At 34.4% G+C, this 17,228-nt stretch carries 38 protein-coding genes; 4 read left to right on the plus strand and 34 right to left on the minus strand.

Going from position 1 to position 17,228, the window contains the following annotated elements; all coding sequences use genetic code 11:
* Positions 1 to 48 precede the first annotated feature (48 nt).
* The 34 genes from IGJ00_RS08375 to IGJ00_RS08540 all read right to left on the minus strand — a co-directional run bounded on the left by IGJ00_RS08375 (position 49) and on the right by IGJ00_RS08540 (position 13,730).
* On the minus strand, positions 49 to 1,320 hold the full coding sequence (locus IGJ00_RS08375) for a site-specific DNA-methyltransferase (protein ID WP_100495001.1): 1,272 nt from the start codon (positions 1,318 to 1,320) through the stop codon (positions 49 to 51).
* Entirely contained in the window at positions 1,310 to 1,552 is a 243-nt protein-coding gene (locus IGJ00_RS08380; protein ID WP_071866030.1) for a hypothetical protein, read from the minus strand. The genes IGJ00_RS08375 and IGJ00_RS08380 overlap by 11 nt, the downstream gene beginning before the upstream one ends.
* On the minus strand, positions 1,552 to 1,731 hold the full coding sequence (locus tag IGJ00_RS08385; RefSeq protein ID WP_100495000.1) for a hypothetical protein: 180 nt from the start codon (positions 1,729 to 1,731) through the stop codon (positions 1,552 to 1,554). The genes IGJ00_RS08380 and IGJ00_RS08385 overlap by 1 nt, the downstream gene beginning before the upstream one ends.
* A 67-nt stretch (positions 1,732 to 1,798) precedes the next feature.
* Positions 1,799 to 2,335 carry a hypothetical protein gene (locus tag IGJ00_RS08390; protein ID WP_438844319.1) on the minus strand — a complete coding sequence of 179 codons (537 nt, stop codon included), beginning with the start codon at positions 2,333 to 2,335 and terminating at the stop codon, positions 1,799 to 1,801.
* Positions 2,336 to 2,459: 124 nt separating this feature from the next.
* On the minus strand, positions 2,460 to 2,585 hold the full coding sequence (locus IGJ00_RS08395) for a hypothetical protein (protein WP_269148518.1): 126 nt from the start codon (positions 2,583 to 2,585) through the stop codon (positions 2,460 to 2,462).
* 244 nt (positions 2,586 to 2,829) lie between these two features.
* On the minus strand, positions 2,830 to 3,246 hold the full coding sequence (locus IGJ00_RS08400) for an ArpU family phage packaging/lysis transcriptional regulator (protein ID WP_034687947.1): 417 nt from the start codon (positions 3,244 to 3,246) through the stop codon (positions 2,830 to 2,832).
* Positions 3,247 to 3,852: 606 nt separating this feature from the next.
* Positions 3,853 to 4,143: a hypothetical protein gene (locus tag IGJ00_RS08405; RefSeq protein WP_438844320.1), complete on the minus strand. Its 291-nt coding sequence runs from the start codon at positions 4,141 to 4,143 to the stop codon at positions 3,853 to 3,855.
* A gap of 48 nt (positions 4,144 to 4,191) precedes the next feature.
* Positions 4,192 to 4,404: a hypothetical protein gene (locus IGJ00_RS08410; protein ID WP_438748846.1), complete on the minus strand. Its 213-nt coding sequence runs from the start codon at positions 4,402 to 4,404 to the stop codon at positions 4,192 to 4,194.
* The gene (locus IGJ00_RS08415) at positions 4,401 to 4,604 is read right to left on the minus strand and encodes a hypothetical protein (RefSeq protein WP_438748848.1); all 204 of its coding nucleotides are present in this window, start codon (positions 4,602 to 4,604) and stop codon (positions 4,401 to 4,403) included. The genes IGJ00_RS08410 and IGJ00_RS08415 overlap by 4 nt, the downstream gene beginning before the upstream one ends.
* A 42-nt stretch (positions 4,605 to 4,646) precedes the next feature.
* Positions 4,647 to 4,823 carry a hypothetical protein gene (locus IGJ00_RS08420; protein ID WP_326273860.1) on the minus strand — a complete coding sequence of 59 codons (177 nt, stop codon included), beginning with the start codon at positions 4,821 to 4,823 and terminating at the stop codon, positions 4,647 to 4,649.
* Positions 4,823 to 5,176: a hypothetical protein gene (locus IGJ00_RS08425; protein ID WP_438748850.1), complete on the minus strand. Its 354-nt coding sequence runs from the start codon at positions 5,174 to 5,176 to the stop codon at positions 4,823 to 4,825. Before IGJ00_RS08425 ends, IGJ00_RS08420 begins: the two co-directional genes overlap by 1 nt.
* A gap of 13 nt (positions 5,177 to 5,189) precedes the next feature.
* Positions 5,190 to 5,381 (minus strand): hypothetical protein, encoded by a 192-nt coding sequence (locus tag IGJ00_RS08430; protein WP_108173729.1) that lies wholly within the window; start codon positions 5,379 to 5,381, stop codon positions 5,190 to 5,192.
* A gap of 21 nt (positions 5,382 to 5,402) precedes the next feature.
* The gene (locus IGJ00_RS08435; protein ID WP_108173728.1) at positions 5,403 to 5,630 is read right to left on the minus strand and encodes a hypothetical protein; all 228 of its coding nucleotides are present in this window, start codon (positions 5,628 to 5,630) and stop codon (positions 5,403 to 5,405) included.
* A 45-nt stretch (positions 5,631 to 5,675) separates the two neighbouring features.
* Positions 5,676 to 5,930 (minus strand): hypothetical protein, encoded by a 255-nt coding sequence (locus tag IGJ00_RS08440; protein WP_438844321.1) that lies wholly within the window; start codon positions 5,928 to 5,930, stop codon positions 5,676 to 5,678.
* Positions 5,927 to 6,394, minus strand: a complete 468-nt coding sequence (locus IGJ00_RS08445; protein WP_438844322.1) for a methyltransferase domain-containing protein — start codon at positions 6,392 to 6,394, stop codon at positions 5,927 to 5,929. The genes IGJ00_RS08440 and IGJ00_RS08445 overlap by 4 nt, the downstream gene beginning before the upstream one ends.
* A gap of 17 nt (positions 6,395 to 6,411) precedes the next feature.
* Positions 6,412 to 6,558 carry a hypothetical protein gene (locus IGJ00_RS08450; RefSeq protein ID WP_157798995.1) on the minus strand — a complete coding sequence of 49 codons (147 nt, stop codon included), beginning with the start codon at positions 6,556 to 6,558 and terminating at the stop codon, positions 6,412 to 6,414.
* Positions 6,559 to 6,635: 77 nt separating this feature from the next.
* The gene (locus tag IGJ00_RS08455) at positions 6,636 to 6,833 is read right to left on the minus strand and encodes a hypothetical protein (protein ID WP_100494989.1); all 198 of its coding nucleotides are present in this window, start codon (positions 6,831 to 6,833) and stop codon (positions 6,636 to 6,638) included.
* Positions 6,834 to 7,257: 424 nt separating this feature from the next.
* A complete protein-coding gene (locus IGJ00_RS08460) occupies positions 7,258 to 7,650 on the minus strand; it encodes a YopX family protein (RefSeq protein ID WP_100494986.1) in 393 nt (130 codons plus the stop codon).
* Positions 7,647 to 7,856 (minus strand): hypothetical protein, encoded by a 210-nt coding sequence (locus IGJ00_RS08465; protein ID WP_100494985.1) that lies wholly within the window; start codon positions 7,854 to 7,856, stop codon positions 7,647 to 7,649. The genes IGJ00_RS08460 and IGJ00_RS08465 overlap by 4 nt, the downstream gene beginning before the upstream one ends.
* Positions 7,853 to 8,167, minus strand: a complete 315-nt coding sequence (locus IGJ00_RS08470; protein WP_100494984.1) for a MazG-like family protein — start codon at positions 8,165 to 8,167, stop codon at positions 7,853 to 7,855. The genes IGJ00_RS08465 and IGJ00_RS08470 overlap by 4 nt, the downstream gene beginning before the upstream one ends.
* The gene (locus IGJ00_RS08475) at positions 8,167 to 8,310 is read right to left on the minus strand and encodes a hypothetical protein (protein WP_198508193.1); all 144 of its coding nucleotides are present in this window, start codon (positions 8,308 to 8,310) and stop codon (positions 8,167 to 8,169) included. Before IGJ00_RS08475 ends, IGJ00_RS08470 begins: the two co-directional genes overlap by 1 nt.
* Positions 8,292 to 8,489 (minus strand): DUF6877 family protein, encoded by a 198-nt coding sequence (locus IGJ00_RS08480; RefSeq protein ID WP_100494983.1) that lies wholly within the window; start codon positions 8,487 to 8,489, stop codon positions 8,292 to 8,294. Before IGJ00_RS08480 ends, IGJ00_RS08475 begins: the two co-directional genes overlap by 19 nt.
* The gene (locus tag IGJ00_RS08485) at positions 8,486 to 8,644 is read right to left on the minus strand and encodes a hypothetical protein (RefSeq protein WP_157798993.1); all 159 of its coding nucleotides are present in this window, start codon (positions 8,642 to 8,644) and stop codon (positions 8,486 to 8,488) included. The genes IGJ00_RS08480 and IGJ00_RS08485 overlap by 4 nt, the downstream gene beginning before the upstream one ends.
* Positions 8,645 to 8,671: 27 nt before the next feature.
* Positions 8,672 to 9,034, minus strand: coding sequence for a DUF1064 domain-containing protein (locus tag IGJ00_RS08490; RefSeq protein WP_100494981.1), 363 nt, complete (start codon positions 9,032 to 9,034; stop codon positions 8,672 to 8,674).
* Positions 9,034 to 9,942 (minus strand): Lin1244/Lin1753 domain-containing protein, encoded by a 909-nt coding sequence (locus IGJ00_RS08495; RefSeq protein WP_100494980.1) that lies wholly within the window; start codon positions 9,940 to 9,942, stop codon positions 9,034 to 9,036. Before IGJ00_RS08495 ends, IGJ00_RS08490 begins: the two co-directional genes overlap by 1 nt.
* 36 nt (positions 9,943 to 9,978) lie before the next feature.
* Positions 9,979 to 10,869 (minus strand): recombinase RecT, encoded by an 891-nt coding sequence (locus IGJ00_RS08500; RefSeq protein ID WP_100494979.1) that lies wholly within the window; start codon positions 10,867 to 10,869, stop codon positions 9,979 to 9,981.
* On the minus strand, positions 10,856 to 10,963 hold the full coding sequence (locus IGJ00_RS08505) for a zinc ribbon domain-containing protein (protein ID WP_143351906.1): 108 nt from the start codon (positions 10,961 to 10,963) through the stop codon (positions 10,856 to 10,858). Before IGJ00_RS08505 ends, IGJ00_RS08500 begins: the two co-directional genes overlap by 14 nt.
* Positions 10,963 to 11,904 carry a YqaJ viral recombinase family protein gene (locus IGJ00_RS08510; protein ID WP_100494978.1) on the minus strand — a complete coding sequence of 314 codons (942 nt, stop codon included), beginning with the start codon at positions 11,902 to 11,904 and terminating at the stop codon, positions 10,963 to 10,965. Before IGJ00_RS08510 ends, IGJ00_RS08505 begins: the two co-directional genes overlap by 1 nt.
* Positions 11,905 to 11,975: 71 nt before the next feature.
* Positions 11,976 to 12,221 carry a hypothetical protein gene (locus tag IGJ00_RS08515; RefSeq protein ID WP_100494976.1) on the minus strand — a complete coding sequence of 82 codons (246 nt, stop codon included), beginning with the start codon at positions 12,219 to 12,221 and terminating at the stop codon, positions 11,976 to 11,978.
* A gap of 40 nt (positions 12,222 to 12,261) precedes the next feature.
* Entirely contained in the window at positions 12,262 to 12,447 is a 186-nt protein-coding gene (locus IGJ00_RS08520) for a hypothetical protein (RefSeq protein ID WP_100494975.1), read from the minus strand.
* 10 nt (positions 12,448 to 12,457) lie between these two features.
* A complete protein-coding gene (locus IGJ00_RS08525; RefSeq protein WP_100494974.1) occupies positions 12,458 to 12,712 on the minus strand; it encodes a helix-turn-helix domain-containing protein in 255 nt (84 codons plus the stop codon).
* Positions 12,713 to 12,718: 6 nt separating this feature from the next.
* Entirely contained in the window at positions 12,719 to 13,264 is a 546-nt protein-coding gene (locus tag IGJ00_RS08530; RefSeq protein WP_438844323.1) for a hypothetical protein, read from the minus strand.
* A gap of 62 nt (positions 13,265 to 13,326) precedes the next feature.
* Positions 13,327 to 13,479 carry a hypothetical protein gene (locus tag IGJ00_RS08535; RefSeq protein ID WP_198508192.1) on the minus strand — a complete coding sequence of 51 codons (153 nt, stop codon included), beginning with the start codon at positions 13,477 to 13,479 and terminating at the stop codon, positions 13,327 to 13,329.
* A complete protein-coding gene (locus tag IGJ00_RS08540; RefSeq protein ID WP_100494972.1) occupies positions 13,476 to 13,730 on the minus strand; it encodes a helix-turn-helix domain-containing protein in 255 nt (84 codons plus the stop codon). Before IGJ00_RS08540 ends, IGJ00_RS08535 begins: the two co-directional genes overlap by 4 nt.
* A 137-nt stretch (positions 13,731 to 13,867) precedes the next feature.
* Here IGJ00_RS08540 and IGJ00_RS08545 point away from each other — a divergent pair, with 137 nt between their 5' ends.
* The 4 genes from IGJ00_RS08545 (at position 13,868) to IGJ00_RS08560 (ending at position 17,172) form a co-directional block, all read left to right on the plus strand.
* Positions 13,868 to 14,260, plus strand: a complete 393-nt coding sequence (locus IGJ00_RS08545; RefSeq protein ID WP_100494971.1) for a helix-turn-helix domain-containing protein — start codon at positions 13,868 to 13,870, stop codon at positions 14,258 to 14,260.
* Between the two features lie 7 nt (positions 14,261 to 14,267).
* Positions 14,268 to 14,696: an ImmA/IrrE family metallo-endopeptidase gene (locus tag IGJ00_RS08550; protein WP_100494969.1), complete on the plus strand. Its 429-nt coding sequence runs from the start codon at positions 14,268 to 14,270 to the stop codon at positions 14,694 to 14,696.
* 137 nt (positions 14,697 to 14,833) lie between these two features.
* Positions 14,834 to 16,450 (plus strand): SIR2 family protein, encoded by a 1,617-nt coding sequence (locus tag IGJ00_RS08555; protein WP_100494968.1) that lies wholly within the window; start codon positions 14,834 to 14,836, stop codon positions 16,448 to 16,450.
* Positions 16,451 to 16,629: 179 nt separating this feature from the next.
* Positions 16,630 to 17,172, plus strand: a complete 543-nt coding sequence (locus tag IGJ00_RS08560; protein ID WP_100494967.1) for a DUF5067 domain-containing protein — start codon at positions 16,630 to 16,632, stop codon at positions 17,170 to 17,172.
* Positions 17,173 to 17,228 lie beyond the last annotated feature (56 nt).

Genomic DNA, 17,228 nt, shown 5'->3' on the forward strand with positions numbered 1-17,228 from the left:
TAGTGTCCTCGTTGAAGTAGTCGAGTGTTTACGCACTCGGCTTCTTTTTTATTCTGAAACTAAAATTGCTTCGTTGCCTGTTGCTCGTTCCCATCTTTCAATAATTACATCACAAAATAGAGGATCTAATTCGAGAGTATAACAAACACGATCTAACTGGTCACAGGTCATTAATGTACTACCAGAGCCACCAAACAAATCTAAAACGATATCCTGTCTTTTAGAACTATTTTTTACTGGTATAGCAATAAGTGATAGTGGCTTTTGCGTCGGGTGATAATATGCATTCACATCATCTTTGGGAACTTTCCAAATGGTTGCTGGTAAATCTTCTAGTAAGTCGTCTTGCCAAACCGTTGTCTGTTTCCTATCTCCGTACCACGTAGGTGCATATCTGTCCTTATGTGCATAGAAAACTGGTTCATGTTGCCACCGATACTGACTCCAACCAAATGTTGCATTATTTTTAACCCAAATACACTGCGACCGAACTATAATTCCTGCGGCATTCATGCTATTTTCAAATTCTCGCTGATAAGAAGATCCATGAAAGACATAAATTGCCGAGTTGTCTTCCATGGCATTAGCATAGTTTTGGAATACAGACATTAAAAATTGATCAAACTCTTCATCACTCATATCGTCATTCATAATTTTATCTCGACCAGATTCGTTTAATTCTTTATTATCAGATTTCACCGCTACATTATATGGTGGGTCAGTGACAACTAAATTCACCTTTTTACCTTGTAGCAATCTTTCGACGTCGCTCGCTTTCGTAGCATCACCACATAATAAATAATGCTTACCCAGCTTCCATAGTTGACCATATTTAGTTCTAGGATCAGAATGATTTTCTATAAATTCATTCACTTCGAATCCATCTTCTATTACAGGCTTTTCGGTATCTTCTTTATACTCAAACGCAGTAAGTAATTCTTCTACTTCTTCCGATTCAAACCCTGTTAAAACAATGGTTTCATTTTCTAATTCTTTCAACAAAACAGAAAGCTTTTCATCATCCCAACGACCAGTAATCTTATTGAGAGCCACATTAAGAGCTTTTTCCTTATCAAGTGGTAAATCAACGACAGATGCCTCTATCTCTTCGCATAGGCCCAAATCTTTAGCCACAGCAACACGTTGATGACCGCCAACGAGATTTCCTGTTCGTTTGTTAAAAATAGGTGGATCAACAAAGCCGAATTCCAAAATGGACTGTTTTAACTTCTCGTATTCGGCCATACCAGGTTCTAACTTAATTCTTGGATTATAATCAGCAGGCTTTAAGTCCTGTAACTTCATTACTTCAATTTGCATTTGTATCCCTCGAATTCTTGTTAATATTTTCTTCAATATGTGATTCATTAAAGTAGCCATATCCACAGTATCGAAGATTATATTTGTCAATTTCTTTCGGTGTCGCTTCTCTGGTCATTTCTACAATGGAGTATTTCTTTTTGATCTGAACTGACTGGACGACTCTAACTAGATCACCTTCATTCGGCTGTGGATACCTATTAGATAGTGATACGTACCAGTAGTTTCTCATCACGTGGCCTTCTCTCTATCTGAGATCAAATCATTGTAAAGAGCAGTAGCTCGTTCCTTTCCAACACGTAATCTACGTTGAATAGTTCCAATCGTAAATACTTGACCTTGACCAACTTCTTCAAAGTCCTTCTTTAATCGTTTCATTTCCTCAAAATCTTTAGCAGTGTATTGTTTCATGAGTTCATTCCTCCTTAAAATAAAAAGACCACTCATTGAGTGATCTTTGAGTGATCTAACGTATCTTTTAATTTAAAATATAACCTAAAATAAATGTGATGATTGGAATTAATATAGAATATTTATCTTTTGGAGGTATTGTGTTCCAACTGGGAAAAATTTTTTCTTTGAATATAGTTATCATTACATCAGTAACTATATAACATCCAATCCAAATAAGTAAGGCTAAGTAAATCCATGCTTTGCTATGCATCAAGTTACTTTCGCTATAAAATATACCAATCAATAATATAAAAATAAATAAAAGATAAAGGGGAAATAAAGTTTTTAGTATTCCATAAAAACTTTTTTTAGTAGATAATTTTCTCATTATATAAATATATATAACGAAAAACATAATAGCAGCTATACTTATGATCACATATACATAAATAGGAGTAGTCTGATTAACTGGTACTTTTGACGGACTAAAAATATTATAACCATATCTCAAAATTAATAATAGCAAACAAATAGTTTCTATTCCGCTAATAATTAAATAAAATATAAAGTTTTCAAATCCCAATATATAATTAGATTTAACATATTTAATTATGCTTTTCATAAAGAACTCCTTTACTTTTTATCTTAAAGGAGATATTTTTATTTTTCAATGCCAAAAACTGTTTCTCTTAAAATTGAAACATTTACCCATTCCGCCACGGATATTAATTCCATTCGGTTGTTGACTATGACCAGTCAACGCTAGTTTGTTTAATTTTATCAATAGTAATCTCGATTTTGGTGTGAGGATTAGCATTTTTCTTTAATACCTCTGAAATTTCTAACGCTAATTTGACAATTTCTTTGTCCATTTACTTCATTCCAATACATAAATTAATAGACAGCAACATATGAACTATCCGCAGGAGCTGAACCCCACATCCTTTAGTTTATTTGCTGCTGTCTATCGAAGCTTAATTGTGGAACAATAACAAACGATGTTTCTATTTTTTTTATTTTGTCGAAGTCCTGTTTCCTAATCTATCGACAATATCATATTAACACGCTTTTTCGTCCAAAAACCCTACAATATCCCTACAAAAACCCTACAAAAAATTACCGATACTTGATTAATGAACCTTTTTTATATGCTTCGGCAAATTCGATCAATGCATTGGATTTTAGCTTTTCTACGTTTTTCTCTCCATACCCCTGAATTAGTTGTCCTATTTCATAATTAGAGTGCTTGTTAACATCGCAAAAACTATAATAGAGTATTTGACGACTGATAAGACTCAAGCTCATCAATGCTACTAAAATCGCATCTCTTTCTGCTTCTAGGTCCATCATTTGAATAAGCGCATCTTCTGTTTTGTTACCGTGTTTTGGTGATCTAGGCATGTCGGTTATAATCGGTGACTTAATGTCTATTAATGAACGACCTGCCATTCGTTCCAACCGTCGGAAGTTTTTCAACACATCTCTCGCATTACATCTTGTCTGCCTAAAGTCTACATCTCTTAGTAATTGCATTAAGTCAAACCGCTCCTTTTTGTGATATAATAAACTTGTCGGGTTTATTACATCAGTCGGAGCGATCCGGCTTTTTTTTTACCCCATGCTTATGCTAAACTTTTCAAGTAGCGAGATTACACTCGTTACTTATATCTATGTTGAGCCGTCTGGCGGAAAACAGATGGCTCATTATTTCAATATTCTGTTAAGGACAGCCAGTGGTCGGCTGTCTTTTTTATATTAAAATTAGAATTCATACATATTTGTTATCTTTCTTATAGAGAATGCTATAATTATTATAAATTGACCGTATAGGAGATGATTTTGTGATTGGTGTTTTAATGATTTTAGATCTCATGCTTTTTTTCTGGATTCCCATTTGTTTTAGTAGCTTCTCCATTTATTACTTTGTAAAACATTCTAGAACAAACAAGTTTCTCTTGTTATGTTGTTTACCTGCATTTATTTTTATCATAGAATCTATCTCAATTATTTTTGGTTTTAATTCTTTTCTTTTACCTTTTGGATCATTCGAGTATTATGCGGCAAGCTTATACGTTTATTTTATTGTGATGCTATTTTATGGTTATTTTAAAAAGTAGACTTGCTTCAAATCGATGCATCTTATTGCAGTTGCTCAATTTCGACTAATCGAGCAACTGCAATATTCGCTTTGCTCTTCGCTAGTTCTTTGTCACAGTCCATCGTATTCTCAATACGAATAACTGCTGAATGATTGTACACACGTTCTACATACCCTCTAATTGGATAAATGAACTCTTCTGCTGTACAACGAACCATATCACCGACTTTAATTTCTGATTCCACTTGCTTTATAGGATTCTTAGTTGGTAGATCCATCATCAAGCCACCAATTCCATAAGCATCAGTGTAAAATTCGTCTTTTAGTTTCATTACGTCTCCTCCGCATCCATCGCAATAACTCTAACGCTTCATTTACTTTCATTTGATTTCCTCCTCAGCCTCTTCCAATCCCGATACACTGCATCCTTTAACTTCACCACCGAATTTTTCCGCAGTTTCCTTCGCATCTTCATAACTATGAAACCAGCGAGAATCTTGCAATAGACAAGTTAAATTTAATGAAGCAACATTTATAAATCTATCATTTTTTCTATAAAAATATTGACCAAACTTAATTACATAAAATTTCATTTGATTTCCTCCTGCTCTAAAGCATAGCCAGCAATATTATTGGTGTAGAATACTGCCTTCCGACAGACTCGGGTGCTAACGCCAAAGTATTCAAAAGAAATTTGTTCTTTTTGCCATTCATCTCTAAAATTGGTTACTTTCTCAAATTTCATTGTTGACCCGTCTTTATTCCATATGATTAAACTTTTATCTTTTTCCATCTTAATTACTCCTTTAGTTTGATATCGCTGACGATTACGGAATTAAAGAACATCCCTGAAATAACATGCAGCGTTGCAATATCCATATTTAATGCCATATTTGTTTCTCTTTAAATCAAACTTTTTTAAGCAGTATCCACAGTACAGTTGATGTTCAACTTCTTCGCCAATCATAGCAATCCACTGTTTACGTTTTTTCTTTCTTTGGCGAGCATTCATCACTCTTCCTCCTGGTCCAAAGCCCATTCAATAAACGCTCGAATAACTTCCGCTTCCTGTTTATTTGTTAAGGAATCCAATGCGTTGTCGCTCTTCGGGTCTTCGTAAATATCAGATATCCGTTCTATCCCAAAAAAAATGCTATCTTTCGGACGATAGTATTGTTTCAACCAACCAAGGACTTGTTGCTGATTCTCGTTTAGTTGCGGTTGTTTTAACATTTCTACCGCTTCATTAAATTCATTGGAAGTATAGCTTTTACCATCAATTATTATTGACGATTCTAGATCTATCTTTAGAGTCTCACCAGTGATTTTTCCTGTAGTAATTTTGTATTCTTCACTCACATCCATTCCTCGCTTTCTGCTATTTCGTCGGATAGCTGACTACTTCACCATCTGCGTTATAGCCTGTATCTTGTTCTGCTTGTTTCGTCCATTCCCATACTTTGTCAGTGGAAACCCAACTTTGATTCCATAGGATAAAGTAGAAAGCCAGTAGAAACTCATGTTGATTCAACCATTCTTGTGTAACTTCTTGTGGCTCATTACCAGACATAATACGTCTCCTTTCAGTTTGTCATTTTGGTAGATTACTGACTTCCCATTCTTCGACTAGATAGATATCTGCTTCGCTATATCCTCGCTGTTTTGCAAATGGTCTCACGTATCCCCCATATTTTTCTGTTGTAAATCCCTTGTTTGCGATATATTCAACTGCTTGAGCCTTCGTTTTAAATACTTTTTCGATAGAAACCTCTCTATCTGAATACGCGCCCATGTCTCTTAAAACAACTGAAACGATCAAACCTTATCACCTCGCTTTAATTTGCTAAATCTGTCGATTGGAGAATTAATCGTATTCACATTCGCCTAGCTGAATCTCTTGTTTACAATATTCACACTCAACACTTCCGCAATTTCCATAATATAATCCGCTTCCCATTTTTGAGTAGATCTCATCCCAATCGTAATCATCTTCCCACTCGCAATAAGGGCAAGTTACGTTAACATGGTCAGGAATTGAGCAAATCACATAATCTGCTTTATTATTCATTCCGTATCCTCCTGTTCCAATCCCCATTGAGCGAACATCTTGTTTCTTCAACGCTGTTCCTCCTTCATAAAAACTAACCAGTGAGTTTGACTCCTTTTATTTCCAAACAAAGGGCTATATGGTTCAACTGCTTTCAACACGTCTTTGAGTTTTACCTGGTTCTCATTCCATTTGAAAATCAATGTTCCACTAGGTTTCAAGACTCGCATACACTCTGACATACCTTGTTTTATATCTTCTGGCCAGTTATCTTTATCTAGCTGTCCGTATTGCCCCTTCATAATCGAATTCTGGCCAGCCCATTTTAAATGTGGCGGATCAAATACAACTAAATCATAACTATTATCTTCAAAAGGTATGTCCCTAAAATCAGCTACAACATCTGGTTTCACATTTATTTTCTTTCCGTGGATCTCGTACTCTTCTTCTCGTATATCCATATAAGTTGCAAAACTACAATCTTTATCGAACCAGAATAAACGACTACCGCAGCATGCATCTAATATTTTCGGCATTCATTCCACTTCCTCCGTTATTCGACTTCCGCATCTTCAAATACTCTCTTATTACAGTCCATGCAATACCACCATTTCCCAACAACTTGCCTCAGATGATCATACATCCCACCGTTGTCAACTTCTTGCACATTACTAGCTAAATACCACGACGGACCATTCATATAGTCTTTCCGATAAAAGATAGAACACCCACAGCACGGACATTCGTTAATAGGTAAATTCACTTGTATAACCTCCTTCAAATTCTTCTCTCTTCTCCGCCTTCTAAATAAATGATCCCAGATTTCTTATTAAGGCTTACGCATCCGATCCCTTGATTAGAACCTCTTTTGTAGCCAAAATCTTGGAAACTCTTTTCGTAATAATCCACGGTTGAAACTAAAACTTCCGCTTCTGGATTAAGTTGTAGAATTGGTATTAATTCTTTTGCTTTCATTTGCTGTCCTCCTTCATAAAAATTAATTAATGTTTATTTGTTCACTTGCTTGAACATATCTGAGTTTCAATCTTATTGTTCGTCTCTATATCTCTTACGTGTTAGCGTTAATTTGTGGGGGATTTAGGGGGTGGCTCATTGTTTATAGCTGCAAAAGTTATCTTTTGGGTGATAGTTATTCTTTTTGTCCTAGTTATTTGTAGATTTGCAAAATGTAATGCTCAATGTTACACAATGTTTCTTTTTGCATGTCCGATATTTTATTTTATAATTAAAATATTTAATTATGGACTTGACCAATCGTTATCTGTTTTTATTAGATATTTGATTGGCCTAATTCTCGCAGTTGTTACTTTTATCGCATATCTAATCTATCGCTTTAAAAAGTAACAACTAAACCAGTCTTTATGGCTGGTTTCTTAGTCTATTGCTTCAATAATTCACCATTCTCGTATATATTTCCGATGACTTCGTGGTTTGTTGCTTCTGCATATGATTCCCCAGTATTTCTATGACCTAATCTGTAATCACTTTTCTTTAATACAACTACAAAGCCAGCTTCTTGTTGTAGATAAGTTACATAGCCGGTTGATCCATTTGAGTTTTTTATAATATCCCCTTCAAAAATCTCCACGTCATTTTTGTCTTTCAGTCCTGTAGATTGCATGAGTTCAATATCATCAAACGGAAGTAAATCACACCGTGTATCTAACGCAACATAAGGTTCATCAACTACCCAGTTTCCCTTATAACTAATATCAGTTACATTTGCCATCTCCATACATTCTTTATCCCATGCTCTAAACTTCGGTATCATTCGCTGTCCTCCATATTTTCCAATCCCAATACACTGCATTCTTTAATTTCACCACCGAATTTTTCTGCAGTTTCCCTCGCATTTTTAAAGCTATGAAACCACTGAGAATCTTGTAATGAATGAGTTAAATTCAATGAAACAACATTTGTAAATTGATCACTTTTTCTGTAAAAATATTGACCAAACTGAATTACATAAAATTTCATTTGCTGTCCTCCAGTAAATCTTCTAGTTTCACAAACACGCCATCAACCATTACACCTTTACGTCCTTTGATTTCGTTGTATGCTTGATTCAAACATTCGTATAGGTCCATATCATTTTGCATTGCTAGAATGATCAAAGTAACCATTACGTCGCCGATACCATCTCTTAATGCACTCTCATCTTTTCTAGCCAATGCTGATGCAACCTCGCCGACTTCTTCGACTGTTTTAAGCATTTGTTTGCTAGATTCTGCTTGATCCAATCCCTTTTCTTTAGCCCATTGCTCTACTTTTGTAATTAGTTCGTCCATTATTTTTCCACCTCAAAATATTCTTTCAATGTTCTAACTAAGCTTTCATATAGTGGTTTAAATGATTCACTAGCGATTAACTCGATATTTTCTAGATTAGTAAAGTGTTCTTCTAGTCCTTCTTTTAACATTTCTTCGTCCACTTTTTATCCTCCTTAAGCTTAACTTCGCCAAGCTTGATCCAATTTTCTAAATATCTTAGTTGCTGTTTTACATATGCATCTTCTCTACAGCTTTCCAAACGATGATTAATGTCGGTCAGTACTTCTACAGGAAAATCATATTTATTTATCAGCTCATTGATTTGATTGATTGCGCTCATTTGACTGCCTTCATCTCTCTGAATGGAACAATCGTTCTTCCACCACGATCAGCAATTAAATAGTCATCATCTGGATGAGTAGTCGTATCTATAAGCTTATTTTCACGATTGACAGTCTTAATTACTTGTCCATTACGTTTTATAGTGAACGACATAACTTCGTTCTCCTTGCAACTCGTTCTTTAAAACCGTTCTTCTTTGAACGTTTTCCGATATTTCTTTGCTAAAATTAGCGGTACTTGATATTGACTGCAGAAGAGTTTTGCTTTGATTTTGAAATCTTTTGTCTGCATCCCTTTCACATCAACGACTTTGACAAGCTTGCCGTTTTTGTAGAACGTGAAATCAGGAATATACTCGATCTTGCGATACTTCTTTCCTTCTAGTTCGAATTTCGGCAATAGCTCAAATCTTTCCTGGAGTTTCACTTTCCAACCATTCGCCTGTGCTTGCCACAGGGCTAGATCGTAGTACTCCGCTTCTGCCTTTGAATCGAACTTGATACCACGATATACAGTTTTCTTATTGCCATATTTGGTTGCCATCAATTACTTGCGCCTTCTTTCTCATCACTTGTCCGAGAAAAATAGTCTTCGAATCTAGCATCGATTTCCGCTTTCTTCTCAGGATCGATTTTTTGTTCTTCTTGCGGTTTATTTACCCAATCAGGGAGTTTTTCACGGCGGACATTTTTTTGATATTTCGGAGTGTGGAACTGTTTCTTCTTACGGTTCTTATAGTCTTCTTGAGCTTTCAGAGCATCATCCAACGTTTTGATATTTTGCTTACTCCACGACTCCAATATCGCCTCGACGTATTTTTTTAATCCGGGCATTTCAACGCTATTCTCAAATGCTAATTTAAAAGCAAATAAGATTATGTCTGATCCCCATTTTTTGATCATTGGTCCTAATGCACCTTGCAAAAGACCTGTTGGCGGTTTTCCCCAACTGACCTGAATAAATTCGTAAACGCCCATATCTTCTTCATCTATTTTATTTACTTTACTTTCATTTACTTTACTTTGGGGATTAATGTCATCATTATCTCTTTCATCTTGTGTATTATTGTTTACATTAATTACATATTTAGTTGGTTTTGGTGATTTTCGTCTTTTAGTTGCTTCAAAGTAGGTGGCTTGGATATTCTCACTCGTAAGCACCTCGACCGAGTCAAACAGTTCTTTATCAAAAAATCCCCATATGACTAAGCGGTTCACTATTTGATTGAGCATTTCCTTACTTACTCCGGGCAGGCGTTTTAAAAGAGTAGCTTGCGTTAAATCATTCCACAGAATGAAATATCCTTTTTTGTATATCGCACAAAGCAGTTTGATTACCGCAATTTCTCCTTTAAGTCCAAATTCCCCAGCAATAGCCTCTATTTTTTCATCTTCGAAAACATCAACATCAAGAGGAAAATAATCAATACCATCCTTCGTCGGTCTTGCCACAAAAAAACCTCCTGATAGAGGGAGATAACTCCCTCATTATTTGTTTAGTGGTGGATTAGATGTGTCAAATAATCCTGTTTGTACATCCTCTTTTTCATCAGGAATAATATCTGCTTCTTTTCTTTCAGGTAGTTCTTCATTCACTTCTGTTTCAGCAATGATACTGCCGTCTTCTTGAACTATTTGAACTTTCTCATCTGATGTGGTAGCCTCTTGCATTTCAATAGACAAGATTCCCCATTTAGAAAGAAGATTTCTCAAAACAGTTTTACGAGCCATTGCATTATAATCACTTGCCCATACACCACTTAATTTTGTTTTGTCGCGTTCTTTATTATTAGCAATTCGATGAGCTTCGATTTCTTGTTTCGTCCAATAGACAGTTTTCTTAAATCCATTTAATAGTTCGAAATAACCTACATAACCAATCACTTTATCTGAAGTTCGACCATTCGGATCAAAATCAAATTCTTCAGTCAGCCGGTTCCAGCTATTCAATTCACCTTCATATACTTCAATCACGTTCAGTGCTTTGTATTTTCCCGAACGCTGAGCTAGTTGAATATATCCTTTATAACCAAGAATAAATTGAGCTTTCTTTTCCCATTTTCCTGTTTGCTTGTTTTTACTATTGAATGGAACTAAATATGCATAACCTAAATTCTTATCTAGCCCAAGATTTAATGTTGCAGCAGTTAACGCACCACTCATGATAGACATTGGTTCACTATCTGCAAGATAACTATCGTTAGATACAAGAGTCATAACATTCGACATAAAAGCATTAGCATTGTCATGAAGTACTTCTTCGAATTTCTTTCTCATTGTTGGTGTATTCATTAGAGTTTTTAACCCTAATTTCCCTGGTGCAACTTGTTTCTGTGGCTTTTCTGCCAATTGGTTTTTTAACATTTCATTTGTTGCCATTGTTTTTTTCCTCCTTAAGTGGTAATCCACAAATCGTACAATAATTCCATGATGTTTCTCGAAGTTCACTCCCGCACCGTGGGCATTTATTCATTATTTGATCTCCTTTTCTGTCAATCTTCTAGATTCAGTAAAGCTATAGATTTCTTCATCATTTGCGATCTTTGGATATTTCTCTGCTAGTTTCTTCGTATTCAAACGCTTAGTACTAACAAGTTTCCAGTTGATAATGTTGCTTTGCGTGATACCAATACTAGCGTTACGTTTCCCTAGTTCACTGATAATTTCGTTATCTACTTGACGAATAGCTGACTCAATTTCCTTCTTAGTTCGTTTTAATTCTCTTTTTTGTTCAATAAATTTATCGAATTTTGAGGGTAAAGTAGTTTGATTTTCTTCGACATCTACATATTTATCTTTTAAGAAATCAGCTGTTGCTTTACTTCCATCAATTATCGGTTCAACGCCTTCAATTACATTGGTTTCCCAAAACTCTACCAATTGTTTAGTGATTGTATCAATCAACTCTTGATCTCGTTCAATCCGTTTCCAGATGAATTTTTGGCCACCAATCAAGACAGCGATGTAACAATAGTCTTTGTTTAGAACGTTCATGTAATGCTGAACTTGGCAGAGATAACTAAGTGGTACTTCTTCGCCTTCCCACTCCTTACCAAGGAACTGATTTGCGGTTTTGCATTCAAGAATGGCGTTTTCTCCCACAACATCACGATCAATATTCGCTCTTAAGAATGGATGTAGCGGATGTTCAAATACTTGATTTCTTCTACGTACTTTTTTACCAGTTCGTTCTTGAAACTCTTTCGCAACAACTTCTTCTAAAACATTGCCCCAATAAGCAGGCTCACTTTCTAATTCTTCAAGTACGACTTGTCCTGTTTTTTCTAACCATAATTGATAAGGTGATTTCCATTTATTCAACCCTAAAATGGTTCCGACATCAGAACCTCCGATACCTTTTTTACGATCTTCGAGCCATTCTTGACGACTCATTTCTAACGTTGATTTACTCATCTTCATCATCCTTCTCTTGCGGTTTTCCCCACTCAGGATTAGTCAAATACTGGTCTAAAGCTTGACTGAAATCATTCATGAAACATCATCTCCTTAGTTGCCATACAAATTGGACAATGGCAATCACTGTGTTCCATAAGATCTCTCAGTTCATCATTTAGCATTGCAACTATAATTGCTTGTAAACCTGCTTTTCCGCTAAATAAGGTTGATGTAATGTAGTCCTCTGGATTTATTGTTCCCAAGACCAATGAAACTCCAGCCTTTTCACATTCTTCTTGTAATTGTTCGATTAAATTTTCCATTTTTGGATTCATGTGCTAAAATCTCCTTAGATATGTTTTGTTTTATTTCCGACTAGCGACGGCCATCGCGGGTCGGTCTTTTTTGTGTGGACATTTTGAAACTTTCTCTTGTGAACGTTGCTGAAAATAAACCTCCCCAAATTATCAACGCAAATCTAACATCAATACTAGCTAGTACGATTGCTACTAGACTCATGAGCAAAGCACTTTTGACAGTCATTTTGTATACAGTTCTCATTTATCCCACCTCAATTAATTTTGTATAGACTATTCTTTTTTAACATTTCCGGATCTGAAAATTTTCTATAATCTTTTTGGCTACTGATAGCAGATTTCATAAATCTTCTAATTTCAAAAAGAGGAATTGAAAGAGTTCCAAATTTTATTGCCCTTAATTCTCCCGTTTTAATAAGGTTTCTTATTACGTGTTCACTGGTATTCATGATTTTAGCGGTTTCCTTAACAGAGAAACTTTCTTTTGGTATGTTTATTGTTTGACTCACAGATAATCATCCTTTCATATATCCTTGGTTTATCCAGTACGATAATCGCTGCTCACTGAGCTTGCGGATGTCGATACCAAGCATTTCGCATAATGCACTGATAAGAGTTACTTCAACCATAATCTCGTCTAAAAACTCATAGGCATATGAGATTATTTGTTGACGATCGTCAGTGGTTAAATAATTAACTTGTTTGAGAAGAATTTTCTCAACTTCTTTTTTCTTTTGCTTTCTTTCATCAGATTCAATCATTTGCAATTTATCTAATGAAGATGGATCTCTTCTATAAACATCACCATCAATTGATTTGAATAGACCAAAAAACTCATGAATCACTTGAAGGGTAAAATCAGAATCTCGAAAGTAATCAGTTAAAGTTTGGGCATTTTCAAGTGTGACTGGCTTTGTATTATGAGGTGTTGACCAATCGCTTAGTGACTGCTGTGAGACATTGATTTGCCTTGCAATCTCCTTCTTGGTTTCACCACTCTTATTAATCGCTTCAACTAATGATTCTCTAATCACCACTGATTGTTTTAGCATTTTCATCACTCCTTTTTCTTATTTGTTCATATAGTAATATGAACAAATTTCCTATATTATTAATTTATGAATCATACAAAAGCAGCTTCATCTAGTTCTCGTTGAATTTCTTTTTGAACTTCTTCAACTAAGCGATCAAGTTGATCATCGTTAGCGCATTTGATGATGTGAACCAAACGTGGTCTAGCATCAAGGACAATGTTTATTTTTTCATGTCGTGTCATTTGGAAATCTCCTTTCTGTTGTTTTTTGGCAATACTTCACTAAAAATAAAAAGCTTATCAAAATCTTTTTCAGAAAGTTCGAAAGCTTTGAGTAGTTTAGGGATCAGTTCTCCTCCAATCCCTCGATCTCCATTCAATATCCTATAGACTGTTGATGGAGCAACGTCCATTCTTCTAGCTAAGGAATATGGATCATCCCCTTTTAATTGCATTAAGGAATTGAGTTCGTCTTGTTTAAGTAATGTTTTCATTTTGCACCTCCGTTGCCTTATGACAATACTATAATACTTAATTTGTCATTTGGCAACACTTATTGTTGCCAAATTGCAATTTTTTTTGCATTTGTTGCCATAAGGCTATATTATTTAACTAAGAAAGGGGTTTTATCATGGAGTTCGGAGAAAAACTAAAAGAATTGAGAACCTCTAGAGGATTAGGAGTGAATCAGTTAGCATTAAAATCTGGGGTTAGCGCATCTCAAATATCTAGATTTGAAAAAGGAGAACGAAAAGATCCTACCTTAGAAACACTAAAAAAATTATCTACAGCTTTAGGTGTGTCTATATCTTATTTTGAAGATGATTCACCAATTAAAACAGATTTAATTCCAGAATGGGCTGAAGTAGACGATTTAATCGAACTTGACAAGATGCTCGAATCAAATATTAATATGGCCTATGGCGGAGAGACATTAACTGATGAGGAAAAGCAACGAGTAAAAGATGTTTTAACTGGTCTTTTTTGGGAGTTTAGAAAAGAAGATAAAAGCAAAGAGAAGTGATTTAAGTATGGAAATGGATGTCATTAATTTAGTAGCGGATTTGAAAAGAAAGTATAATTCATCTAATCCTTTTAACATCTGTGAACAAATGGGAATTCAAATTAAGTATGTTCCCTTTATGACTAATCCGAAAGGACAATTTCAAGAATTATTAGGACGTTCTGTAATTCTTTTAAATCATGATCTCAAAGATTCAGAGGAACGCTTTTATATTTGTGCTCATGAACTTGGTCACGCAATCTATCATAAAGGATTATCCAGTTACTATGTCTCTAATAGGAAATCACGCAGTAAGTCAGAAAGCGAAGCTAATTGCTTTGCAGCAAACTTAATTGTGTCTTTATATAAAGAAGATAAGCAAGTCTATCCTAGAGATATCGTAGAGTTATCTCAATTATATGGGCTGCCTTTAAACTGTTATCGTTTTTTGATTTAGTTTTGGAATAATTAAGTATTTTGGTTAAGGTCTTGGTGGGGAAAGTTCAATATAATAAATACTTGTACTTATTGTTTCGGCGACTATCACTACCTGCCATTAAGTGGGAGTAAAAAATATTGTTAGGAGAGAAAATTGTGACAATCTTTGACGAACTAGTTCAAAATAACACCTATCCTATAGTATTTATCGGTTCTGGTATATCAAAACGTTATCTGAAAAATTTTCCTTCATGGTTAGAATTATTAGAACAGTTTTGGCAAGAAATCGAAGAGGAAGATGATTTTTATAGTTACCTAACAGAAATTAGAGAATCATTGCCTTCAGAATTAACTGATAATGAAAAAAACTTTAAAATTAATGTTAGCACTGCAAAATTCATTCACCAAAAATTTAATAAAGCATACAGAGAAAAAAAGATTTCATTACCTTGCCTATCTTCAGAAGAAGTCTTTAAAAAATCAATCGATCCATTTAAGTATGCTATAGCTTTAAAATTTAGTTCAAGTGAAATGAAAGATGATATTGATAACGAAGAGTATTCTTATTTCTGTGATATGTTAGTTAACTCTAAAATTATTGTTACTACCAATTATGACCAGTTAATTGAAAATATATTATATGAGAGAAATAACCCTGCAAAAATATATATTGGTCAAAAAGGGTTCTTCGATCCCTATGAAGATTGGGGAGAATTGTATAAAGTACATGGTAGTGTCGATGACTCTTCCTCTATAGTTATTGATGAAGATGATTACAAAACTTACGACGAAAATTCAATTCTTATCAGCGCTAAACTACTTAGTAATATGATTCATTCACCAATAATTTTTATAGGATATTCTCTAACAGATAGAAATATAATAAAACTCCTATCAGACTTCTCTTCACAAATACCGAATGAAGATTTACGAAAAACAGCAAATAGAATAATAGTTGTAGAATATGACAGAGACAATTCAAGCCTTGATGAAAAACAAATTTACGACCGTGATAGTAATATGAGCTACACACATATTCAGACTGATAATTACAAATTTATATTTTCAAAATTAGCACAAATTGATCAAGGACTTACTCCTCATGAGGTTAGAAAGTTTAACGGTGTAATAAAAAAACTTGTGGTTGCCTCTGGACATAAAGGATCTTTAGATGCTGTTTTATTATCACCTACCCAATTAGAGAACATTGCAGATCAAATTGACCAAGGAAAACCAATTGTTTTAGCATTAGGAGATGCTAAAAACATCTTTATTAATCCTACTCCAACTAATTATTTAGAAGATTATATTCTTGGAAAAGATGAAATATTATCTGAAAATGCACTACGTTTCGTTTCAAAAGAAGGAGTTGCAACGAAAAATCCTTTTATAAAACACTACAATAATTTAAATGTAGAAAATACAAATTTAGAAAATTGGGAACTTGACAGACTTCAACAAAAAATCAAAGAAAAAGGGCATACACAAATAGACTGTTTGAAAAACAGTATTAACTTATCACATAGAAAACCCTATTGTTCATTACAAATGATTATTGAGGAACAGGCGATTCTAAATAAAAGAATAGATTTAATAACTTTTAACGCCCAAAATTTAGATTTCCAAGAATTAGATGAATATGTCAAAAAGATGGCATTACCTAATTTTGTTGAGGTATATAAAAGAAGAAATCAAAAAGATGGTAATGTAAAATCATCATATAGAAAACTTTTTATGATGTGGGACATTTTAACTCATGGAGAAATAAAATAGGACTCAGCCCTCGTACCTAAAAATAGATAGTGACTAAGCCCCTTATTTTTTTTAATATTAACAATTTTTGTTCTATAATTCAATGAAAAAGACTTATCTTCAAGCTGTTTTTTTGTAATGGCGACTATCACTACCTGCCATTAAGTGGGAGTAAATCATTTTATTTTTTGGAGGAAAATATGAAGAGGATAGTTGGGATATTTTTTATGGTAACTTGTGTTATGGGATTGTCTGCTTGTAATAATTCGAAAGCTGAAAAAAATGTAAATGACTCTACTGATAAAAAATCTACAACATTGAATGTTGCAGAAAGCTCTGCACAAGACTTAGTGACGTATTCAGATGGAAAACTAACTACTCCTGAAGGAATAATTAGTTTTACGAGTTCCTCTGAAGACATGTCCCTCGATGGTTCTAAAGCAATTACTATTTTATTCGATTATCAAAATACGACTGATGTAAATCAATCGGTAGAATACATCGTTTGGGATTATTTAAATGCTAAGCAAATTTTAGATGCCACTACAGAGTCTCTTCATCCTTTAATGATGGACGAGGAATCTTCTAATTATGATGCATACAACAACACTCAAGTAGAGGTTAATCCTGGAGCAATAGTTTCTTGTGCTTACGCTTATATTTTAGTCGACAACACCAAACCACTCACACTTGATATTGAAGATGGCAATAACAATGTGATTGGTACACGCGAATATAAGTAATCTATTTTCAAATAAAAGTTTAGCCTTCGGGCTTTTCTTTTCAACCGAAAAAGAAC

This window comes from Enterococcus sp. AZ062 (assembly GCF_051715065.1).
In the GTDB taxonomy this organism is placed as follows: domain Bacteria; phylum Bacillota; class Bacilli; order Lactobacillales; family Enterococcaceae; genus Enterococcus_B; species Enterococcus_B mundtii.

Excerpts from the sequence above, each read along its gene's own strand:
- IGJ00_RS08430 (WP_108173729.1), bottom strand. The coding sequence starts at position 5,381 with ATGTCTGGTAATGAGCCACAAGAAGTTACACAAGAATGGTTGAATCAA.
- IGJ00_RS08490 (WP_100494981.1), bottom strand. The coding sequence starts at position 9,034 with ATGGCAACCAAATATGGCAATAAGAAAACTGTATATCGTGGTATCAAG.
- IGJ00_RS08445 (WP_438844322.1), bottom strand. The coding sequence starts at position 6,394 with ATGCCGAAAATATTAGATGCATGCTGCGGTAGTCGTTTATTCTGGTTC.
- IGJ00_RS08400 (WP_034687947.1), bottom strand. The coding sequence starts at position 3,246 with ATGCAATTACTAAGAGATGTAGACTTTAGGCAGACAAGATGTAATGCG.
- IGJ00_RS08405 (WP_438844320.1), bottom strand. The coding sequence starts at position 4,143 with ATGAAACTAAAAGACGAATTTTACACTGATGCTTATGGAATTGGTGGC.
- IGJ00_RS08410 (WP_438748846.1), bottom strand. The coding sequence starts at position 4,404 with ATGAAATTTTATGTAATTAAGTTTGGTCAATATTTTTATAGAAAAAAT.
- IGJ00_RS08560 (WP_100494967.1), top strand. The coding sequence starts at position 16,630 with ATGAAGAGGATAGTTGGGATATTTTTTATGGTAACTTGTGTTATGGGA.
- IGJ00_RS08390 (WP_438844319.1), bottom strand. The coding sequence starts at position 2,335 with ATGAAAAGCATAATTAAATATGTTAAATCTAATTATATATTGGGATTT.
- IGJ00_RS08385 (WP_100495000.1), bottom strand. The coding sequence starts at position 1,731 with ATGAAACAATACACTGCTAAAGATTTTGAGGAAATGAAACGATTAAAG.
- IGJ00_RS08515 (WP_100494976.1), bottom strand. The coding sequence starts at position 12,221 with ATGAATCCAAAAATGGAAAATTTAATCGAACAATTACAAGAAGAATGT.
- IGJ00_RS08465 (WP_100494985.1), bottom strand. The coding sequence starts at position 7,856 with ATGAAATTTTATGTAATTCAGTTTGGTCAATATTTTTACAGAAAAAGT.
- IGJ00_RS08375 (WP_100495001.1), bottom strand. The coding sequence starts at position 1,320 with ATGCAAATTGAAGTAATGAAGTTACAGGACTTAAAGCCTGCTGATTAT.
- IGJ00_RS08480 (WP_100494983.1), bottom strand. The coding sequence starts at position 8,489 with ATGAGCGCAATCAATCAAATCAATGAGCTGATAAATAAATATGATTTT.
- IGJ00_RS08450 (WP_157798995.1), bottom strand. The coding sequence starts at position 6,558 with ATGAATGGTCCGTCGTGGTATTTAGCTAGTAATGTGCAAGAAGTTGAC.
- IGJ00_RS08520 (WP_100494975.1), bottom strand. The coding sequence starts at position 12,447 with ATGAGAACTGTATACAAAATGACTGTCAAAAGTGCTTTGCTCATGAGT.
- IGJ00_RS08485 (WP_157798993.1), bottom strand. The coding sequence starts at position 8,644 with ATGTCGTTCACTATAAAACGTAATGGACAAGTAATTAAGACTGTCAAT.
- IGJ00_RS08535 (WP_198508192.1), bottom strand. The coding sequence starts at position 13,479 with ATGACACGACATGAAAAAATAAACATTGTCCTTGATGCTAGACCACGT.
- IGJ00_RS08395 (WP_269148518.1), bottom strand. The coding sequence starts at position 2,585 with ATGGACAAAGAAATTGTCAAATTAGCGTTAGAAATTTCAGAGGTATTA.
- IGJ00_RS08460 (WP_100494986.1), bottom strand. The coding sequence starts at position 7,650 with ATGATACCGAAGTTTAGAGCATGGGATAAAGAATGTATGGAGATGGCA.
- IGJ00_RS08505 (WP_143351906.1), bottom strand. The coding sequence starts at position 10,963 with ATGAATAAATGCCCACGGTGCGGGAGTGAACTTCGAGAAACATCATGG.
- IGJ00_RS08540 (WP_100494972.1), bottom strand. The coding sequence starts at position 13,730 with ATGAAAACATTACTTAAACAAGACGAACTCAATTCCTTAATGCAATTA.
- IGJ00_RS08380 (WP_071866030.1), bottom strand. The coding sequence starts at position 1,552 with ATGAGAAACTACTGGTACGTATCACTATCTAATAGGTATCCACAGCCG.
- IGJ00_RS08415 (WP_438748848.1), bottom strand. The coding sequence starts at position 4,604 with ATGGAAAAAGATAAAAGTTTAATCATATGGAATAAAGACGGGTCAACA.
- IGJ00_RS08420 (WP_326273860.1), bottom strand. The coding sequence starts at position 4,823 with ATGAATGCTCGCCAAAGAAAGAAAAAACGTAAACAGTGGATTGCTATG.
- IGJ00_RS08500 (WP_100494979.1), bottom strand. The coding sequence starts at position 10,869 with ATGGCAACAAATGAAATGTTAAAAAACCAATTGGCAGAAAAGCCACAG.
- IGJ00_RS08550 (WP_100494969.1), top strand. The coding sequence starts at position 14,268 with ATGGAAATGGATGTCATTAATTTAGTAGCGGATTTGAAAAGAAAGTAT.
- IGJ00_RS08510 (WP_100494978.1), bottom strand. The coding sequence starts at position 11,904 with ATGAGTAAATCAACGTTAGAAATGAGTCGTCAAGAATGGCTCGAAGAT.
- IGJ00_RS08425 (WP_438748850.1), bottom strand. The coding sequence starts at position 5,176 with ATGGATGTGAGTGAAGAATACAAAATTACTACAGGAAAAATCACTGGT.
- IGJ00_RS08455 (WP_100494989.1), bottom strand. The coding sequence starts at position 6,833 with ATGAAAGCAAAAGAATTAATACCAATTCTACAACTTAATCCAGAAGCG.
- IGJ00_RS08545 (WP_100494971.1), top strand. The coding sequence starts at position 13,868 with ATGGAGTTCGGAGAAAAACTAAAAGAATTGAGAACCTCTAGAGGATTA.
- IGJ00_RS08470 (WP_100494984.1), bottom strand. The coding sequence starts at position 8,167 with ATGGACGAACTAATTACAAAAGTAGAGCAATGGGCTAAAGAAAAGGGA.